Origin of the sequence: Bacillus cereus group sp. BfR-BA-01330, from assembly GCF_022663885.1 — a bacterium.
In the GTDB taxonomy this organism is placed as follows: domain Bacteria; phylum Bacillota; class Bacilli; order Bacillales; family Bacillaceae_G; genus Bacillus_A; species Bacillus_A cereus.
This window is the reverse complement of sequence record NZ_JAKUGK010000001.1, coordinates 1-19,153: the sequence shown is the minus strand read 5'-3', so window position 1 is coordinate 19,153 and position 19,153 is coordinate 1. Positions and strand designations below refer to the sequence as shown.

The window sequence follows — 19,153 nt, the reverse complement described above, 5'->3', positions numbered from 1 at the left end:
TTTTGTCCCCCCTTTTATTCTTCCTTATTTACATCTGACATATAGTGTTCCACAAATATTTTCCGATACTTTTCATAGTTCGTCATATTCACATCAAAATGATAATGGATACACCAAGCATCGCGCTGTACAGGTACACCGACTGTATATCCTGCTTTTCTAAATTCAAATGATTGAGATACATCATAAAAATCAAATCCGTCAAATAAGTCTTCTCGCCACGGAACATCATATTGTGTGGCCATTAATAAACCATCAATACATTCTACAGGAATAAATGTTTTTGATTCATGATACGGTTGTTCTAAACTTGCCATATAAAACAAATCATTCATATAACCAATGACTTTCCCTACAATTCCACGCCCTTCGTTCCATACGCCAGTCGGAGGAACATATTGCGCTCCAACCATCCCAATCATCCCAAGGTTTTCATGTTCCTCAAATAATTGAAGTAATCCGTATAAAAAAGCCCTATTTATAATAAAAACATCTTGATGTAAATACACTTTATACTTCGCTGGATGCGAAATGGCTTGATTGTATCCACTCGTCATACTTTTCGCATTTCGAATCGGCATAAATTGGACAATATACCCTGGCGGTACTAACAATTGCAATATATGTCGAACGCAGTTTGCATACAATTTCCGATCATTTATACATGTAACAAATAATATTGTTTTGTCTGCAGCACTCATAATTGTGATTTTTCAGCTTCAATAATATACTGAAATACAACTGTCTCAGCCATGAAGCCACTTCCAAGACGATATTTTTTACAAATTCCATATAACTCCTCAATAAGCGGCTCATACATTTTATGATCAACATATACACGATCTACTTTACTAATTGAATATCCTGCTTTTAAAAACATTCTTAGCATTTCATTGAATGTAAAGAAACGAATATGTGTTTTATCTAATAAACCATATTCTGTATACGTCCAATTTCCAGCAAGTAAGGGAGCTAATACTGAAATATGAGCAACGTTTGGTATACTTGCTAAAATCACACCATTTTGCTTTATATATGGCTTAACCTTTTCAATCACAGCCCACGGATCAAATAAATGCTCTAATACATCCCCAAATAGGACGCAATCAAATTGCCCCTCCTCATAAGGAAGATCTATTTTTTCTATATCCCCTAAAATAACATGATCTAGTCTTTCCTTCGCTTTTTCTGCCGCCTCTGGAAATGCCTCTATTCCTGATACACGTGTACCGTTTTCTTTAATAGCTGCTCCCAATGCACCGCTCGAACAACCAATATCAAGAACTTCTTTCCATTCCTTTTTTATATGCTTTAATAAATTCGGATTCGCTGCATTATAATAATGCTCGGATTTTTCTTCATATAAAGAACTTTTTTCGCGATTCATTTCACACACTCCTTATGCAAATTGAATTAGAAATATAAATCTCATATGAATTCTATAAAGTGCAGATTTTGTTCATCCCCCAATGATTATTAGCCCGCAAATAGCAGTATAAAATCTTTTATTTATATTGGTTACGTTACTGATACTCTAATATATAACCAATCTATTAGAGTTAGAATAGCGATAAATCATTTCTAAAAAACGAAACCTATTACACTTTATATGGTTTATCAAAAACTCCCCGAAAATATTTACGGTTATATTCAATTGCAGCATTATTCGGAACATAAGAAGCTGCTAATTCATTGTAATAATACGCTTTATCCTGCTCCCCTAACCTGCTATAACAAATACACATTTGTAAATAGGGTAGCCATGTGTAGCTAGCTGGACTATGGAAAGGACTTTCCGTTGCCATTGGTACTTCCGTTGCAAGTTTAAACCAAAATATCGCTTCATTATATTTTTCTTGTTCCATATATATATATCCTATTCTTGTACAATTCTCTCCTCTAGGGACGTCATACCGAAACGACTTCACACAAGATTCGATTGCCTTCTCCCACATTCCGAGCTTCGCATAGCAATCTCCTAGCTTACCACATGCATAAATTTTTTCTTCATACCATCCTTCGTCTTGATTAAGAAATGTTTCATATAGAAGAACTGCATCATCATATTTTTGGTTATCCGTAGATTCATTTGCGTAATAAAATAAATCTCTCGGACTTAATTCTTCACCTGCCGCTACAGTATTTTGAAAAATTTTCAAATTACGATTTGTTACTTTTTTTTCTTTTTTATGTGTAATAGCAACATTACTACTAAAAACCTCACCAGAAATAGCTAAATACTCATGAACCTTTCCAAACCATTGAAATTGTTTTTCACGCTTTACAAGTCGATTTCTTTTTGTACAATATAAAGGTTTCCCGTTAGAATCCATTGCAAGATGATAAGGCATCGAAACAGCATCAATTTTAGGATCTAATTCACTTTTTAAAAGTTTCAATGCTTCTTGAGCATCTTCTAATAAGACGTCATCTGCATCTAGCCACAATATATACTCTTGCGTCGCTTTTGAAAAAGAAAAATTTCTTGCTGCTGCAAAATCATCAATCCACTGGAAATCATATATGTTAGAAGTGTATTTCTCTACGATTTCTTTCGTTCGATCGACGGAACCTGTATCAACTACTATAATTTCATCCACAATTTTTTCAACTGTTTCTAAACAACGGGCTATTGTCTCCTCCTCATCTCGAACAATCATACATAAACTAATTGTAATTCCTTGCTTGTTCAACATAATCACCCTCTTCCAAATCAATCATATGTTATACATATACTAAACTTTCCATTTTTTTAAATTGTTCAAGTAGTTTAAGATTTCTTTTCAATAATTCAAATGTCCGTGTCATTTTCTTTCGGTTTTGCATCTACTATATAATGAACGCTTTATGGAGGTGAATTTATGTCAAATAATAATTATTCAAATGGATTAAATCCCGATGAATCTTTATCTGCTAGTGCATTTGACCCTAATCTTGTAGGACCAACATTACCACCGATACCACCGTTTACCCTTCCGACTGGGCCGACCGGGCCTACTGGACCGACTGGACCTACGGGGCCGACTGTACCTACCGGGCCTACTGGACCGACTGGACCTACTGGACCGACGGGGCCTACTGGACCTACTGGACCGACTGGACCGACTGGACCGACTGGTGGCACTGGGACTACTGGACCTACGGGGCCGACTGGTGACACTGGGGCTACTGGACCTACGGGGCCGACTGGTGACACTGGGGCTACTGGACCTACGGGGCCGACTGGTGACACTGGGGCTACTGGACCTACGGGGCCGACTGGTGACACTGGAGCTACTGGACCTACGGGGCCGACTGGGGCTACTGGACCGACTGGACCGACTGGACCATCCGGACTAGGACTTCCAGCAGGATTGTATGCATTTAACTCCGCTGGGATTTCTTTGGATATTGGACTTAATGCTCCAGTACCATTTAATACTGTTGGATCTCAGTTTGGTACAGCAATTTCTCAATTAGATCCTGATACTTTTGTAATTAGTCAAACTGGATTCTATAAAATTACCGTTATCGTATACACTGCAGCAGTAAGTCTATTAGGAGGACTTACAATCCAAGTAAATGGGGTATCTGTTCCAGGTACTGGGGCCACTTTAATCTCAGTTGGAGCACCTATCGTTGTTCAAGCAATTACGCAAATTACGACAACTCCATCATTAGTTGAAGTAATCGTTACAGGGCTTGGGCTATCATTAGCTGTTGGTACAAATGCATCTATTATTATTGAAAAAATCGCTTAATTTTTTACTTAGCAGTAAAACTGATATCAGTTTTACTGCTTTTTCAATTTCAAATTCAATCATGAAACATTCGCTATCTACATAATCATATTGTTGTATGACATTTTGCAGGAGGCACAAATATGGAAAGTAAATCTGCTGTTCAGCTTTATCTCGAATTGCTAAAGAAGACCATTTTATTTGAAATATGGTTAGAATATGAGGCATACTTACCCGCATCTCTACATATTTCAAAAGAACTAGAATTCGAACCAGTTACAGTCCCCCTCCCTTTATTCATTAAGCAATATGCTGAAAACCATAACTTAAAAATTGTAAAACCAAATGTTTCTAAAAGTGAACGTCATGATGGAATGGATTGGCCAAGAGCAGCACATAGCATGATTGGTCGAGAACGTATGAACCAATTACAAGAGGCGATGGAAACCGTTGTTCGTGAAAATATAGAAGGTGATTTTATTGAAACAGGTGTATGGCGCGGAGGTTCATGCATTTTTATGAATGGTTTTTTACAAGCAAACAACATTACGGATCGTAATGTGTGGGTTGCAGATTCATTTGAAGGTTTGCCAGCACCGAATCTAGAACAATATCCAAAAGATTACGGTGATTATTTACACACATTCGATTACTTACGCGTCTCTTTAGAACAAGTACAAGAGAATTTCAAAAAATATGATTTACTAAATGATCAAGTGAAATTTTTAAAAGGCTGGTTTAAAGATACTTTACCAACAGCACCAATTGAAAAAATAGCAATTGCACGGCTTGATGGTGATATGTACGAATCCACAATGGATGGTCTCGTGAACTTATATGATAAAGTTTCTAAAGGTGGCTATATAATTATCGATGACTACGGGCTACCGCCATGCGCTGAGGCTGTGACAGACTTTAGAAACCAACGAAATTTAAAAGCCCCTATTACTAAAATTGATGTATTTGGCGTTTATTGGAGAAAAGAATAAAAAAAGATTTAATCTATAGGAGATTCCATTTTCACTCATTCTTCTCTCACTTCTAATCCAATTAAGTATTCTTTTTCGGAATCTCCTTACATATAACAATTGTTTTCCTGTATTCTCTCACTACAAATTGAAAATTTTATTAATAGATTTACTGCATCTTCTCATACAAGAAAGGGGTATACTCATGAGTGAACTTAACAAAGAAATGACTTTACTCCCCCCTCCTGAACTCGTCCAATATGTAGGTGGCGACTTCAAAAAGGTTGGAAAAGAGTTCCTAAAGCATTTTATTCAAATTGGTGCTTTAAAATCAAATGAAAAAGTATTAGATGTAGGCTGCGGTGTCGGCCGAATGGCTGTACCATTAATGAATTACTTAAATGATGATGGAGCGTATTATGGATTTGATTTGTTTAAAGATGGAATTACTTGGTGTCAAAATAACATTTCAACTATGCGTAATAATTTTCACTTTGAACATGTTGACATATACAATCAATTCTATAATCCGGAAGGAAAAGAAGATGCCTCTCAATATCGTTTTCCCTATGAAGACGGAACATTCGATTTTATCTTTTTAACTTCTGTATTTACACATCTTCTCCCAAAAGAATTAGAACATTACGTATCTGAAATTGTACGTGTATTAAAAAAAGACGGGAGATGTTTCATTACATTCTTTCTTATAAACCCTGAATCGTCCTATTATTTAAATGCAGGACAAAGTACATTAGGTTTTTATCATCGAATCGAAAATTGCTACGTTGTAAATAAAGATATTCCGAATTTCGCAGTTGCTTATCCTGAGACAGATATTTGCAATCTATTGAATAAGTACGGCCTAGAAATAATCAATAAGCCGCATTACGGTTTATGGTGCGGCAGACATGAATATACAAGTTACCAAGATATTGTTCTTACAAAAAAAAGCTTCTGAAAGGAAGTTATGTATGATGAATGAAAAAAATCCACCTCTCGTTTCCATCCTTATTCCTACTTATAATCGGCCTCATTATTTCAAAATTGCTCTAGAAAGTGCATTGGCACAAACTTATTCAAATATTGAAATCATCATCGGAGATGATAGTACAAATGATGAAACAGCAACTTTAATACGCGAACAATACTTACCAAATTATAAAAATATAACATACATTCGAAATACCCCTACTCTAGGACAATTTCACAATGACCTTATGCTCATAGAAAAATCAAATGGTGAGTATATAAATTTTTTAATGGACGATGACGTGTTTTATAAGCATAAAATACAAAAAATGATGACCTATTTTGAGCAAGATCCCAATAAAAATCTTGCTCTTGTTACTTCTTATCGAGTACGCATTGATGATCATGGAAATCTAATAGGTGATTCCCATCCAACACAAAGGTTATATAGTGAAGACACCCCATTAAACGGGATATTTTTAGGTAATTGGATGTTAAAGGGCGGACACAACATTATCGGTGAGCCTACAACTACTTTGTTCCGAAAGGAATTGCTCACTGAACCTTTTGGCACCCTTAAAGAGCGACAATATTCTTGTAGTGTTGATATGGCCTCATGGATTTCTTTACTTTCTAAAGGAAATGCAATATACATTTCTGAGCCTTTAAGTCAATTTCGCTACCATGCTGGACAACAAATACACAATAAGCTCCTTCAAGGTTGTGAAGATTTCACACACCTTGTTATAACAGCAAAAGAATATGGCTTTTTACAAAATACTACGGACTATAGAGCAGCTCTACTTAGTGCTTACCAATGGTGTAAAAGTTCCTTAAAATACTATCTTCATCAACTAGATATTTTTCCTGACGCACATATACGTCTCTCTCATTGTTTGGATATAATTATTAAAGAGCTAAACAATTAAACTACTCTGCAAAATTAAAAGTGTATGGACTATATGTGAATCATTCGTATAGTTCATACATTCTTTCTCATACTATAAAGTGAAACTTTAATCAGCTCTCACCAATCGGGCTTTTACGGGCAGTTGATCCCCCACCTAACTTCTTCGCTTTCGCTGAATTTTGAGGTGGGGGTCTTACTGCCCATTAATGCGGGATAAAATCCATTACTATAAAGAGCAGTAGAAAGGAATACCTACATTGAAAGATCCAAATTCTCAATATCAAATAGACTACGTATTACTATTTATTTTATTTGCCATTGGGATTGTTAGTTGTTGTGCTATTGCAAGTGCGCAAGCCTCTTTACCGCCATTTTTACAAAACGTCAATTTTGTACTAAAGCAAATCCAATGGTATTTCATTGGATTTATAGCCATTGGTGTTATTATGATTATCGACTTCGATCGTTATCAAAAAATTGCTTGGTATTTGTACAGCTTTGCAATGGTACTACTTATTGGACTAGAACTTCAAGTACCAGGTGCCGTTACAATTAAAGGCGCTACCGCTTGGTACAGGCTCCCAGGCATCGGAAATTTTCAGCCTTCTGAAATTATGAAATTGTTTTTAATTATCGTCATTGGACGAATTATAGCAAATCATAATGAGAAATATTTTTCCCAAACGATACATGACGATTTTTTACTACTTGGAAAAATATTTGCGACAAGCTTGCCACCACTACTACTTATTGCAAAAGAACCAGATTTAGGAAACACAATGGTCATTTCAGCGATGCTTGCAGCAATGATACTAGTTTCTGGCATACGATGGCGTTTTATTTTTGGATTAGTTTCAGGTACTTTCGTTGCTGGATCTACATTAATATATATTTTTTTTACTCACACAGATTTCTTTAAAGCACACATTTTAAAAGAGTATCAATTAAATCGCTTCTACGGATGGTTAGCACCTTACAAATATGATGCACAAGGCTATCAATTAAGACAAGCATTCTTAGCGACTGGATCCGGAGAAATGCAAGGAAAAGGGTGGGAAAATGGACAAGTATATTTTCCAGAACCACATACAGATTTTATTTTCACTAATGTCGCTGAACAATTTGGCTTTCTAGGCGCAAGTGTCATTATTTCTCTTTTTTTCTTACTCATTTTTCGAATGATTCATATTGCTTTAGAAAGTAATGACCCTTTCGGTAGTTACATTTGCGCTGGTACAATCGGAATGTTTACTTTCCAAGTATTCCAAAATATCGGGATGACAATCGGATTACTTCCCATTACAGGGATAACATTACCTCTTATGAGTTACGGAGGAAGTTCACTGCTTACATACATGATTGCGATTGGATTCATTTTAAATGTTCGCTCAAGAACGAAAATCTTTATGTTTAAATGAACAACACAAAAACGCTATATTTTTATCTCTATCCTTTTTTAGATATACTAATGAAAAATACGATGGAGGTTTAAATATGAAATATGACATTATAGGAGATATTCATGGATGCTTCCAAGAGTTTCAAAATTTAACAGAGAAGCTAGGATATAACTGGAGTAGCGGTCTACCGGTTCACCCTGACCAACGTAAACTTGCATTCGTTGGCGATATTACAGACCGTGGTCCTCATTCATTACGTATGATTGAAATTGTATGGGAACTTGTCATACATAAAAAAGAAGCTTATTACGCTCCTGGAAATCACTGTAATAAACTATATCGATTTTTCCTTGGGCGTAATGTAACAGTCGCTCACGGACTTGAAACAACTGTTGCTGAATATGAGGCACTCCCTTCTCATAAGCAAAACATTATAAAAGAAAAGTTTATCACTCTTTATGAACAATCACCGCTCTACCACATACTAGATGAAAAAAGAGTAATCGTATGTCACGCTGGGATTCGGCAAGATTACATAGGAAGACGAGATAAAAAAGTACAAACCTTTGTATTATATGGCGATATTACAGGAGAAAAGCATGCCGATGGCTCACCTGTCCGTCGCGATTGGGCGCAAGAGTACAAGGGGCAAGCTTGGATTGTATATGGACATACACCAGTAGCAGAACCTCGATTCGTCAATCAGACAGTCAATATTGATACTGGTGCTGTATTTGGTGGCAAATTAACCGGATTACGTTATCCTGAAATGGAGACTATCTCTGTTCCTTCTTCTTTACCTTTTGTCGCTGAGAAATTCCGTCCAATTTCATAACTACCTTACTTAGCGAAAGATTACCGTATTATTTAGGCAGATTTCATATAAAACTAGGTAAAGTAATTAAAAAAAGATGCAATAAAGTGCATCTTTTTTTAATTACACTACATATAATGTCGCAGGAGGTGACAGAATGAAGAAAAAATCTTCTAAACAAAAAAGAAAATTTCCCCCTTTATATCTGCCCATGTACGGAATTAACAACTGGTGTAGTATTCGGGCTGCAGCGATAGAAGAACTGGAAGAACAAGAGTCATCAAAAAAAAGCAAAGTAAAACCAACATATGTCTCTTTAGAAAATGCTGTGATGAGCCGCATAATCGATCGCAGAAAAATAAAGATGCAACAAAAAAATAAACAGCTCTCAAATCAAGATGAACAGGTAATACATTCTAATCAAACAGAAGAAAAGACGGAAGAAAATATTTCTGTAGCAATAAATAAAAAAGTGGAACCAGAAATTCCAGCTGCTATTATAAACAAAGTAAAAAAAATAAAAGAGGCATTGGCTTCATCGAATGATATACAAACTGAAAAACCACTCATAATTGAGACACCTACACCTGAAAATACAAAAGTTAAAAGGGGCGGCCGATATGCATATGCGGAAGGGCTTCACTCTCATGCGGAGGGCATGGCAGCACATGCGGAAGGCTTATTAACACACGCAAAAGGTTCTTTCTCTCATGCAGAGGGATCAAACTCAAAAGCAACTGGACATAGTTCGCATAGTGAGGGAAGTGAAACGACAGCAGGCGGAGCTTATTCTCATGCAGAGGGTAAACAGACGATTGCTTTAGGCGAAGCAGCACACGCAGAAGGAACCGCAACTATCGCTAACGGATCCTCTTCTCATGCGGAAGGTCATCATACATCAACAGCTCATTTTGCAGGTAGCCATATTATGGGGCGCTTCGGCACTGCAGAAGAAGCTTATTCTTGGTTTATTGCAAATGGTGTAAGCGACACCGACCATAATATCGGGGCTAAATGGCTTGCCCATAATGGAGAAATGTACATTGAGGGTGCGTCTTACAATGCAAGTGGAACGGATTTTGCACAAATGTTTGAAACCGAAGATCATAAACCTATTGATGTCGGTTATTTCGTTACATTTAGTAGCGAAGAAAAAATTCGGATAGCTACTTCACACGACTCGTTCATTTTAGGAATATCTAGTGCAACCCCTGCCCTTATAGGAAATAGCGGGGCTTTAAGTTGGGAAAAACGTTATAAAACAGATAACTTTGGAAAACGCCAATATGTATGGACGGAAACCGAAGAAATACAACCTCTTTTAAATACAGAATGGGATCCAACTCGCAAATATGTAGCAAGAAAAGATCGCGCTGAGTGGCTTCCTGTCGGATTAATTGGACAAATGTTAGTACGTGATGACGGCACTTGCGAAGCACATGGATTTTGTCTTCCAAATGACAATGGCATTGCTACAAAAGCCGAAAATGGATTTTTCGTTATAAAGCGTACGGGTGAAAACCAAATTTTAATATTATTCCGCTAAGAAAAAAGGGAACAAAATTCTGTATAATATAAGAATTTTGTTCCCTTTTTAAGTATGCCGCAACACTTCTTGCATATCGCTTGGAAGCTTTATAGTGAAAGACATCTCTTTCTCTAAAATAGGATGATAAAACGTCAAAGATTTACTATGAAGTGCTTGCCGTTTCATTTCATCCCTTCTCCCTCCATATAAGCTATCACCAAGTAATGGATGTCCTATATGAGCCATATGCACACGAATTTGATGCGTTCTTCCTGTCTCAAGCTCAAGCGCTACATGTGTCTTATGATATGTACTATCAATTACTTTAAAATGAGTAACTGCCCTTTGTCCATCCTCACAAACCATTCGCTCAATAATGCTATCAGATTTTCGACCAATTGGTGCATCAATCATTCCTTCTCGTTCTACAATCTTTCCGTGAACAATTGCTTCATACGTTCGTTTCACAGCTTTTTGTTGATGCTGCTTCGATAAAAGATGATGCACGAAACGATTTTTTGCAATAAGCATAAGCCCCGAAGTATCACGATCTAAACGTGTTACGATGTGCACTGTACTTGCAAGATGCTGCTTATCATAATGAGATAACAGCGCATTGGCAACACTTCCTGCCGGATGTTCTCTAGACGGAATCGTTGACATATTCGCCTCTTTATTAATGATAAGAACCGCGTCATCTTCATATATAATGCATAAAGGAATATCTTCTGCCATCATCCCTTCACTTCTTTCCTCCACTGGAAAAAAGACACGTAATTCTTCACCAGCACGCAACTGATGACGAACACTCGCATGTTGACCATTTACTTCAATTGCTCCGCCATGAAACTTTATATCCGTTAAAGCGGCTTTAGAAATACCTTTCGTTTTCAAAAATTCCCTAACTAAAGTTCCCTCTTCAGCCGGCCCTATATCCCATTTCAATGTAAATCTGTTCAAATATATAACCCTTTCTATTTATCTGCAACAAACGAGTCACGAACTCGTTTCCAGAACGGGAATGGGCGGAAACGAACAAATCGTACTTTCTCGTTTGCGACGCGATACTGGATTGATTTCACATCTTGATGAACCATCGTTAAATGATCCACTGTAATTTGTAAGTTCATTCCTGCAGCTGGCTTTAACACACATGTATGATGCTTCGGCAATACGAGTGGCGATCCTACAGTACGAAATACACGATTGTTAATGGACGCCATTTCTGCAATTTGAATCGCTTCAATAGATGGGTGAATAATTGCTCCGCCAAGCGCTTTATTATACGCGGTACTTCCTGAAGGAGTAGAGATACAAAGGCCATCTCCGCGGAATGTTTCAAAATATTCTCCGCGTATTTCTACTTCTGTTACTAATGTACCTTCTGCACTTTTTACAGTCGCCTCATTCATCGCTAAATACTGTGACTCTTTACTTCCATTCACATAGCGAATAATAACTTCTAAAAGCGGATATTCCACCACTTGGAATGGTGTTTTCGCAATCGCAATTACTAATTTCTCTACTTCTGTTGGTAACCAATCTGCATAGAAACCTAGATGTCCTGTATGTACACCAACAAATGCTGTTTCATCCAATCGATTATAATAACGATGAAACGCATATAAAAGCGTTCCATCTCCCCCAACAGAAATTACAATATCGGGTTCCTTTTCATCCATTATAAATCCAAAATCTAGCAAGTACTCTTTCATCGTGCTTGCCAGTGTATCTGATGATTGATCTCCCTTTGACATAATTGTAAATTTCATCGCCCAACACCCTTTAGTTTATGATTCGGAATCTTTCGTTTCTTGCTTTCTTGAAAAAGCCTTTTGCGCTTCTTGAATTTCAAGACGAATAGAAGACATTTCTTCATCTAATAAAAACGCCGCTTCAGCTGCACGTTGCAATCGTATTTTAATATCTTCAGGAAAACGTCCACTATATTTATAATTTAAAGAATGCTCAATTGTTGCCCAAAAGTTCATTGCTAGCGTGCGTATTTGGATTTCTACCAATACTTTTTGTTCACCTTGAATCGTTTGAACAGGATAACTAATGACAACATGATAAGAACGATAACCGCTATCTTTCTTTTGCGTGACATAATCACGTTCTTCCACGATTTCAAAGTCATTTCGTTTTCGAAGATATTCTACAACAGGCTTAATCTCATCAACAAATTGACACATCATTCTAAGCCCAGCAATATCCTGCATATCTTCTCTCAATCGGTCTAGCGGTACATTTCTCTTCTCCGCTTTATCAATAATACTTGCAACCGACTTTACCCTTCCTGTTACAAACTCAATTGGAGAATGCTCTGTTAACATTGCAAATTGAGTACGCATTCCTTTTAGTTTCACTTTTAGCTCTGCCACCGCTTGGTGGTAAGGTGCTAAAAATTCTTCCCAATTTCGATTCATTTCAACCACCACCAAAATCAATCCATTTGCTTATAGAAATACTTTTTCTACAGCAGTTACTAATTCTTCTCCGTAATTTGCATTACCTTCAATATTTTCAACTAAATATTCTACTTCTTCTTTTAATCCTTCTAATTCCATTTCAATGTCATTCACGCGAACGAACATAACCACATCGTTATTCATCGCTTCATGCATTGCTTCCCAGCATGTGTGCGGAATACTTATATAAATGAAAGATGATTCATTTTCTAAGATATATAAAAATGATAAATTGTCTGAGTCTACAAGTACGTGATTACGCGCACTTAACTCCTTTACCTCTATTTCACTATTTTCCGCACAAAAAATAAGAGCATTCTCTCTCTTTTCTACGCTCTTAACTTGGATTTTATTTTGCATGCTCTAACTCCTCCATCTCAACTTCCTGTCTTACTTAACAGTATTATTGTATCATAACATGGACGCAAACAAATAAAACATTGAACCAAATTTATGAAAAAGCGATAATGTGTAAAGAATTATTTTTCAAAAGGAGATTATACAATGACACAAGAAATTGAAATTGAATTCAAAAATATCGTTACAAAAGAAGAATTCGATACATTATGTAAATCGTTTTCTATTGAAGCATTTACAAAACAAGTGAATCACTACTTTGAAACACCTGACTTCTCGTTAAAAGAAGCTGGCTCTGCACTTCGTATTCGTCATAAAGGAGCAACTTATACGTTAACGTTGAAACAACCTGCAGAAATCGGTTTATTAGAAACGCATCAAGTCGTAACAGAAGACGAAGCAAAAATGATGATGAAAACAAACACAATCATTCAAGGAGCAGTAGTAGATCAATTACACAAATTACAAATTCCTGTTTCTGCTTTAACATATATGGGTAGTTTAACAACAGAAAGAGCAGAAACATTATTTAAAGGCGGAACGCTTGTCTTTGATCATAGTTTCTATTACAATCACGATGATTATGAAATTGAATTTGAAGTACAAGATGAAGAAACAGGAAAAGCTGCATTTATTCATTTATTAACGCAACATAACATACCTGTTCGCCATACAAATAACAAAGTAAAACGCTTTTTCCTTGCCAAACAAAAAAAAGCACGCTAAAGTGAAAATTCCACTAGTGAATATGTTTCACTAGTGGATACATCTCACTAAAAAAGTTTACACCCGTAGAATAAGCAAAGAATCTTTGAGAAAGCTGTTTATTTGCCCTCTCGAACATTCCATTGCTACAATAGATATACATTTCATGGAAAAAGGAGTTTATAAAGGATGAGCAAGCAACCGATGACACCATTTGAAGGAATTGGCGGTGAACAATGCATTGCAATATTAGTAGATACATTTTATTCCTATGTCAGTAAACACCCTGACTTATCTCCCATCTTCCCGGAAGATTTAACAGAAACCGCTAGGAAGCAGAAGCAATTTTTAACACAATATTTAGGTGGCCCTAATTTGTACACTGAAGAACATGGTCATCCTATGTTAAGGGCACGCCATCTTCCGTTTGAGATTACTCCAAAACGAGCAGAGGCTTGGCTATCATGTATGGAGCAAGCAATGGATGATACTGGAGTTCATGGTCATATAAGAGAGTTTGTTTTTGAACGTTTAGCATTAACCGCTCAGCATATGGTTAATACTCCAAACGAAACAGGTGAAGTGTAATGGATAAGCAGGAAGCAAAGCATATAAATATGCCATCTCCTTCCGCATGCGAGCATAAGTCTGTAGAAGCATATTTATTTATTGATCCACTTTGTAAAGATTGCTGGGAAATTGAGCCTTTTATTATTAAACTATGGCTTGAATACGGGAAATACTTCTCTATTCGTCATATCGTAACAGGAAAAGTGGATGGAACGAACGCTTCCTCACACAAATGGAATAAACCTGCTAATATTCGATTTGTGTGGGAAAAGACAACCAGTTTACAAGGTTTTTCATGTGATGGAAAGGTACATATGCAAGAAGCATCGTCAACACCATATTTAGTTTCGATGGCAATTAAGGCAGCGGAGTTGCAAGGCCGAAAAGCAGGTTCGAAGTTTTTGCGAAAACTCCAAGAATACATTTTCCTTGAAAATGTATCAAACCCTGACTGCGAACTATTACTTGCATGTGCGAAAGATAGCAATATTGATGTAGAAGAATTTAAAAAAGATCTACATTCTGCTAGTGCAAAAAAAGCTTTCCAATGTGACTTGAAATTCACAAATGAAATGCATATTACAGAAATACCTTCCCTCGTCTTTTTTCATGCGAACTCAGATGAAGAAGGTATTAAAATCGCTGGAAATTATTCCTACGATGTATACGTACAATTATTGAAAGAACTTGTAAAATGTGAAATTGAGCCAGAACCATTACCACCTTTAGAAGTGTTACTAGAAGCAACACAATTTATATCTTCAAAAGAAGTAGCATTTATTTATGATTGTCCGCAACAAGAAATTGAACGCGAACTAAAAAAATTACAACTGAAACGAAAAGTACAAATGATAGAAGTAAAATGCGAACGTTATTGGAAATGGATAGCAAAAGAAAAAGACCTGGTGTAAACACCAGGTCTTCTTCTTTACGGCTTATAAAAATATTAAAGGGGATGGGAGAAATTTTCACGTTCAAACAAAGGGGTATATGTTTGTATGTGAATTCGTTCACGCTTATTATATTACAAGATTCGACGTCAGATGACAACCCCTTTTGTCGAATTTCACACTTTTGTCACATTCTAAACGTTTTCATTTTTGAATAAGCTATAAAAAAGGTCATTTAGGAGGTTTATTTATGAAAAAATCTTATATTGCTCTTCTCTTTCTAGCTGTCATCGTTTCTTTTTTCTTGTACATCCTCTCTCTACTACAAGCTTTTCCTAAAATTATTGCCTTACCTCTTTTATTCGGAATCATCGTTATCACTCTCTCTTATTTCAATTATAAAAAACGATTCAAAGGGTTTTAATTTTAAAAATCAGTCGTAAAACTATCCTTTCAGTTAGAAAAACAAAGAAATTCACCTTTCTTTTCGACAAATATCGACATTGAATCTATTCAACAAAAAGACGAGGATACAATCCCTCGTCTTTTTTCATTACTTTTCTTCAAATAATAATGCTTCTAATTCATTTAATTTCTCTTCAAATACTTGTAGCGCCTCTTTTACTGGTTCAGGAGATGCCATATCTACTCCTGCTTTTTTCAGCACTTCAATTGGATAATCAGAGCTTCCTGCTTTTAAGAACTCATTAATATAACGTTCTACTGCTGGTTGTCCTTCTTCTAAAATCTGTTTAGATAGAGCTGTCGCTGCACTAAATCCTGTTGCGTATTGATATACGTAATAGTTGTAGTAGAAGTGTGGGATACGAGACCATTCTAAACCAATCTCTTCGTCGATTACTAAAGCGTCACCGAAATATTTCTTATTTAAATCATAGTAAATTTCCGTTAACATGTCTGGCGTAACAGCATGTCCTTCTTGTACTTTCTTATGAATAATATGTTCAAACTCTGCAAACATCGTTTGACGGAATACAGTACCACGGAACCCTTCTAAATAATGATTTAATAAATATAGACGCTCTTTCTTATCTTCTGTCGTTTTTAATAAATAATCATTTAGAAGCGCTTCATTACAAGTAGATGCCACTTCTGCTACGAAGATGGAATAATCACCATATACGTGCGGTTGTGTTTTTCTTGTATAGTAACTATGCACCGAATGACCAAACTCATGAGCAAGTGTAAATAAATTATTTACATTATCATGCCAGTTCATTAAAATATACGGATTTGTTCCATATGCACCAGATGAATATGCCCCGCTTCGTTTTCCTTTATTCTCATACACATCTACCCAGCGATTTTCATATGCCTCTTTCAAAATATCAACATATTCATCACCAAGTACGTTTAAAGATTTTAATAAAAGGTCTTGCGCTTCTTCGTATTTCACATTCATTTTCACTTCTGGTACAAGTGGTGTATATAAATCATACATATGAAGCTCATCAAGTCCTAGTGCACGCTTACGAATATCGATGTAACGGTGTAATAAATGTAAGTTGTCATTTACTGTTTCAACGAGTTGATCGTATACTGCTTCCGGAATATTATTATTGCTCAGTGCAGCTTGGCGAGCAGAATCATATTTACGAACACGCGCATTGAAATTATTACGTTTTACTGCTCCGCTTAACGTACTTGCGAATGTGTTTTTAAATTTTCCGTACGTTTCATATACAGCTTTAAATGCATCTTTGCGAACACGAGGATCATCACTTTCTAAAAACTGAATGTAACGGCCATGTGTAATTTCTATTTCTTCTCCGTCTTCCCCTTTAATAGATGGGAATTTTAAATCCGCGTTATTCAACATACCGAATGTATTGCTTGATGAACTCATTACTTCAGATGCTTCCGCTAATAAAGCTTCCTCAGCTTCTGATAATACGTGCGGGCGTTGACGTGTAATTTCTTCTAATGCATGTTCATATACACTTAAATCTCTATTTTCCTTCAAGAATGTTTGCAGTGTATCTTCTGAAATCGATAAAATTTCAGGCACAATATACGCTGTGCTACTAGATACTTGTGAATATAAATTTGTTGCACGATCATTTAATGCTTGATATACAGAGTTTGTTGTATCTTGATCGTAACGCATATGAGCATATGTATATAACTTACCTAATCGCATTGATATTTCATCTTCATATTGCAATGCCTCAAGTAAATTGTCCGCAGAGTCACCAAGTTTCCCTTTAAATTCAGTTAACTTCGGTAATAGCTCTTTAATAGCTTGGAATTCTTTTTCCCATTCTGCATCCGTTTGGAAAATATCTTCTAATCGCCACGTACTTGCTTCTTCAATCTCGTTGCGATCTGGTAATGCTTTCGCTTTGTTTTGTTCAGACATTCTTTAAGCCCTCCTTTAAATATCTCTACTTAAGTACAATTCGTTTTTTCTTATGTAATTCCTTCACAATCATTCTTTATTATATCCGCTTTTCCTCCTCTCATGTTAAAATTTGCCTCAAATAAAGATAGCGCATGTATTAAGCAAATCTCATCATGTTTCATAATTTCCTCCTCTGTTTTTAACATCACGGCATCCCTTATTTTTCGGTACGTATAAGTTCCCACTTTACGTAAAACACCTATATAGCATAAAAATGTCATATATTCAGTAACTGCCAATTTCCATATGTGCTGCGAAAAGTACGGAAGTATCCGCCTTTTCGTATACCTTTTTACATAACTACACACGTATTGAAGAGAAATACACTCTCCCACTGCAAGCTCCCCTATACACTTCATATATAGAAAAGCTTGCCATATAAATGGGTTTGTTTGAAAAGCAAATGCAGAAGGGAGTGGAACACCAATTTCAGAAGGAAAGCTCGCTGGGGTACATTTAAATTGATATAAGAGGCGTAATAATGACTTATAATTATAATTCCAAATCGGTAAGGCATTTTGGCGAAAGTTTTTCTTTCTCTTCTTCCACTCTTCACCCAATCTTTCTTTCCCGAAAGGAACAGGAGAAAAAAGCATTTCAAAAGTAGTCGCATCAGTTGGTAAATATATAGTATGTGAGAAAAAAACATTTGTAGAAAAGGGAGTGACAAATGCACATTTCATAAATGATTTTTGTTTCGGACAGAAGAAAATAAGAAGTGGCTGAGGATAAGATTGTAAGGAGAAAGCCATAAGTGAGGAAAATTTCATCCAATATGCAGATTGCTTTTTCAATTGATTTCCACCAACGATCCAAATGACCTGTATACCAGCTTGCCAATACGAATATGTTCTTTTGTACAGCTGCTCTATAGCGAGGTTTGCACATTGGTATTCAATTGCAATTTTTCTACCCGCCCTCTCTACAAAAACATCTGGTCGTTGCTTAATTTCTGGGAGGTAGTACTCTATATCCACCTGAAAGTTTTGACGTTTGAACCATCTATATAACAATTCTTTACCATGCATATGATACTTTGATTCCGCTTCATAAAAGGCAAGACATGAATCCACTTTTTTATGAGCAAAATGCCAACTTTTTTGTTTCCCTAATTTCATTTGCACTTCCTTTCCGCAAGCTACACAAAAGAATCGTTCTTGTTGACGCATACGGCGCAAAAGCTCTTCATTACAATTATAGAGTAAATGAATTTTTTCACCGTTTTCTCTTTTAGCGATAAATATCGTAATCACACCCTTTCAGCTCCTTATATTCTACAATTTGTTACAAATTCCTTTTAAAAAAGAGATGTCCCAATTTAAAATGTACCCTATAGAATAGACACTTAAAAAAAGTCTATTCTATAGGGTATTTCTTGTATAATGAGAGAAAAATGAGAATCGGAGAAATTTTAAAATGACGAAAAAATT

20 protein-coding genes are annotated in these 19,153 nt (G+C 36.1%); 11 read left to right on the top strand and 9 right to left on the bottom strand.

Translation table 11 applies throughout. The features are described 5' to 3' along the window. Positions 1–14 precede the first annotated feature (14 nt). From MR112_RS00100 to MR112_RS00090, 3 genes are all read right to left on the bottom strand, one after another. Complete coding sequence (locus tag MR112_RS00100; RefSeq protein ID WP_001271188.1) at positions 15–701, bottom strand: glycosyltransferase family protein; 687 nt, start codon at positions 699–701, stop codon at positions 15–17. Continuing rightward, entirely contained in the window at positions 698–1,387 is a 690-nt protein-coding gene (locus tag MR112_RS00095) for a class I SAM-dependent methyltransferase (RefSeq protein ID WP_001078432.1), read from the bottom strand. Before MR112_RS00095 ends, MR112_RS00100 begins: the two co-directional genes overlap by 4 nt. 211 nt (positions 1,388–1,598) lie before the next feature. Further along, positions 1,599–2,696, bottom strand: a complete 1,098-nt coding sequence (locus tag MR112_RS00090; RefSeq protein WP_000932915.1) for a glycosyltransferase — start codon at positions 2,694–2,696, stop codon at positions 1,599–1,601. 165 nt (positions 2,697–2,861) lie between these two features. Here MR112_RS00090 and MR112_RS00085 point away from each other — a divergent pair, with 165 nt between their 5' ends. The 7 genes from MR112_RS00085 (at position 2,862) to MR112_RS00055 (ending at position 10,326) form a co-directional block, all read left to right on the top strand. After that, the gene (locus MR112_RS00085; protein ID WP_242244696.1) at positions 2,862–3,740 is read left to right on the top strand and encodes a BclA C-terminal domain-containing protein; all 879 of its coding nucleotides are present in this window, start codon (positions 2,862–2,864) and stop codon (positions 3,738–3,740) included. Positions 3,741–3,862: 122 nt separating this feature from the next. Continuing rightward, entirely contained in the window at positions 3,863–4,708 is an 846-nt protein-coding gene (locus MR112_RS00080) for a TylF/MycF family methyltransferase (RefSeq protein ID WP_000444381.1), read from the top strand. 184 nt (positions 4,709–4,892) lie between these two features. Then, positions 4,893–5,645: a class I SAM-dependent methyltransferase gene (locus MR112_RS00075; protein ID WP_001292843.1), complete on the top strand. Its 753-nt coding sequence runs from the start codon at positions 4,893–4,895 to the stop codon at positions 5,643–5,645. A 13-nt stretch (positions 5,646–5,658) separates the two neighbouring features. Further along, positions 5,659–6,585, top strand: coding sequence for a glycosyltransferase family 2 protein (locus MR112_RS00070; protein WP_242244695.1), 927 nt, complete (start codon positions 5,659–5,661; stop codon positions 6,583–6,585). 238 nt (positions 6,586–6,823) lie between these two features. Continuing rightward, entirely contained in the window at positions 6,824–7,984 is a 1,161-nt protein-coding gene (locus MR112_RS00065; RefSeq protein WP_000654702.1) for an FtsW/RodA/SpoVE family cell cycle protein, read from the top strand. A 76-nt stretch (positions 7,985–8,060) separates the two neighbouring features. After that, positions 8,061–8,801: a bis(5'-nucleosyl)-tetraphosphatase PrpE gene (gene prpE / locus MR112_RS00060; protein WP_000872698.1), complete on the top strand. Its 741-nt coding sequence runs from the start codon at positions 8,061–8,063 to the stop codon at positions 8,799–8,801. A gap of 136 nt (positions 8,802–8,937) precedes the next feature. Then, positions 8,938–10,326 carry a peptidase G2 autoproteolytic cleavage domain-containing protein gene (locus tag MR112_RS00055; protein WP_000730517.1) on the top strand — a complete coding sequence of 463 codons (1,389 nt, stop codon included), beginning with the start codon at positions 8,938–8,940 and terminating at the stop codon, positions 10,324–10,326. Between the two features lie 48 nt (positions 10,327–10,374). Here the strand turns inward: MR112_RS00055 and MR112_RS00050 are convergent, their stop codons facing one another. Genes MR112_RS00050 through MR112_RS00035 form a run of 4 tightly spaced genes read right to left on the bottom strand, consistent with a single transcriptional unit; the run spans position 10,375 to position 13,139 of the window. Further along, entirely contained in the window at positions 10,375–11,268 is an 894-nt protein-coding gene (locus MR112_RS00050) for an RluA family pseudouridine synthase (RefSeq protein WP_001079134.1), read from the bottom strand. A 14-nt stretch (positions 11,269–11,282) separates the two neighbouring features. Next, a complete protein-coding gene (locus MR112_RS00045; protein WP_000673190.1) occupies positions 11,283–12,080 on the bottom strand; it encodes an NAD kinase in 798 nt (265 codons plus the stop codon). Positions 12,081–12,098: 18 nt separating this feature from the next. Beyond that, positions 12,099–12,737, bottom strand: coding sequence for a GTP diphosphokinase (yjbM, locus tag MR112_RS00040; RefSeq protein WP_001081482.1), 639 nt, complete (start codon positions 12,735–12,737; stop codon positions 12,099–12,101). Positions 12,738–12,767: 30 nt separating this feature from the next. After that, a complete protein-coding gene (locus MR112_RS00035) occupies positions 12,768–13,139 on the bottom strand; it encodes a UPF0738 family protein (protein WP_242244694.1) in 372 nt (123 codons plus the stop codon). 144 nt (positions 13,140–13,283) lie between these two features. Between MR112_RS00035 and MR112_RS00030 the strand changes: the two genes are divergently transcribed. The 4 genes from MR112_RS00030 to MR112_RS00015 all read left to right on the top strand — a co-directional run bounded on the left by MR112_RS00030 (position 13,284) and on the right by MR112_RS00015 (position 15,725). Beyond that, positions 13,284–13,862, top strand: a complete 579-nt coding sequence (locus MR112_RS00030; RefSeq protein ID WP_086395928.1) for a CYTH domain-containing protein — start codon at positions 13,284–13,286, stop codon at positions 13,860–13,862. 168 nt (positions 13,863–14,030) lie between these two features. Further along, positions 14,031–14,429 (top strand): globin domain-containing protein, encoded by a 399-nt coding sequence (locus tag MR112_RS00025; protein ID WP_000043390.1) that lies wholly within the window; start codon positions 14,031–14,033, stop codon positions 14,427–14,429. Next, complete coding sequence (locus tag MR112_RS00020) at positions 14,429–15,322, top strand: ClpXP adapter SpxH family protein (protein ID WP_000360645.1); 894 nt, start codon at positions 14,429–14,431, stop codon at positions 15,320–15,322. The genes MR112_RS00025 and MR112_RS00020 overlap by 1 nt, the downstream gene beginning before the upstream one ends. A 229-nt stretch (positions 15,323–15,551) precedes the next feature. After that, positions 15,552–15,725 carry a hypothetical protein gene (locus MR112_RS00015; RefSeq protein ID WP_000750355.1) on the top strand — a complete coding sequence of 58 codons (174 nt, stop codon included), beginning with the start codon at positions 15,552–15,554 and terminating at the stop codon, positions 15,723–15,725. 129 nt (positions 15,726–15,854) lie between these two features. Here MR112_RS00015 and pepF read toward each other — a convergent pair whose 3' ends face one another. Both pepF and MR112_RS00005 read right to left on the bottom strand, forming a co-directional pair. Further along, positions 15,855–17,681, bottom strand: coding sequence for an oligoendopeptidase F (pepF, locus tag MR112_RS00010; protein WP_000003348.1), 1,827 nt, complete (start codon positions 17,679–17,681; stop codon positions 15,855–15,857). A 50-nt stretch (positions 17,682–17,731) separates the two neighbouring features. Further along, complete coding sequence (locus MR112_RS00005; RefSeq protein WP_242244693.1) at positions 17,732–18,976, bottom strand: competence protein CoiA; 1,245 nt, start codon at positions 18,974–18,976, stop codon at positions 17,732–17,734. Positions 18,977–19,153: the final 177 nt, after the last annotated feature.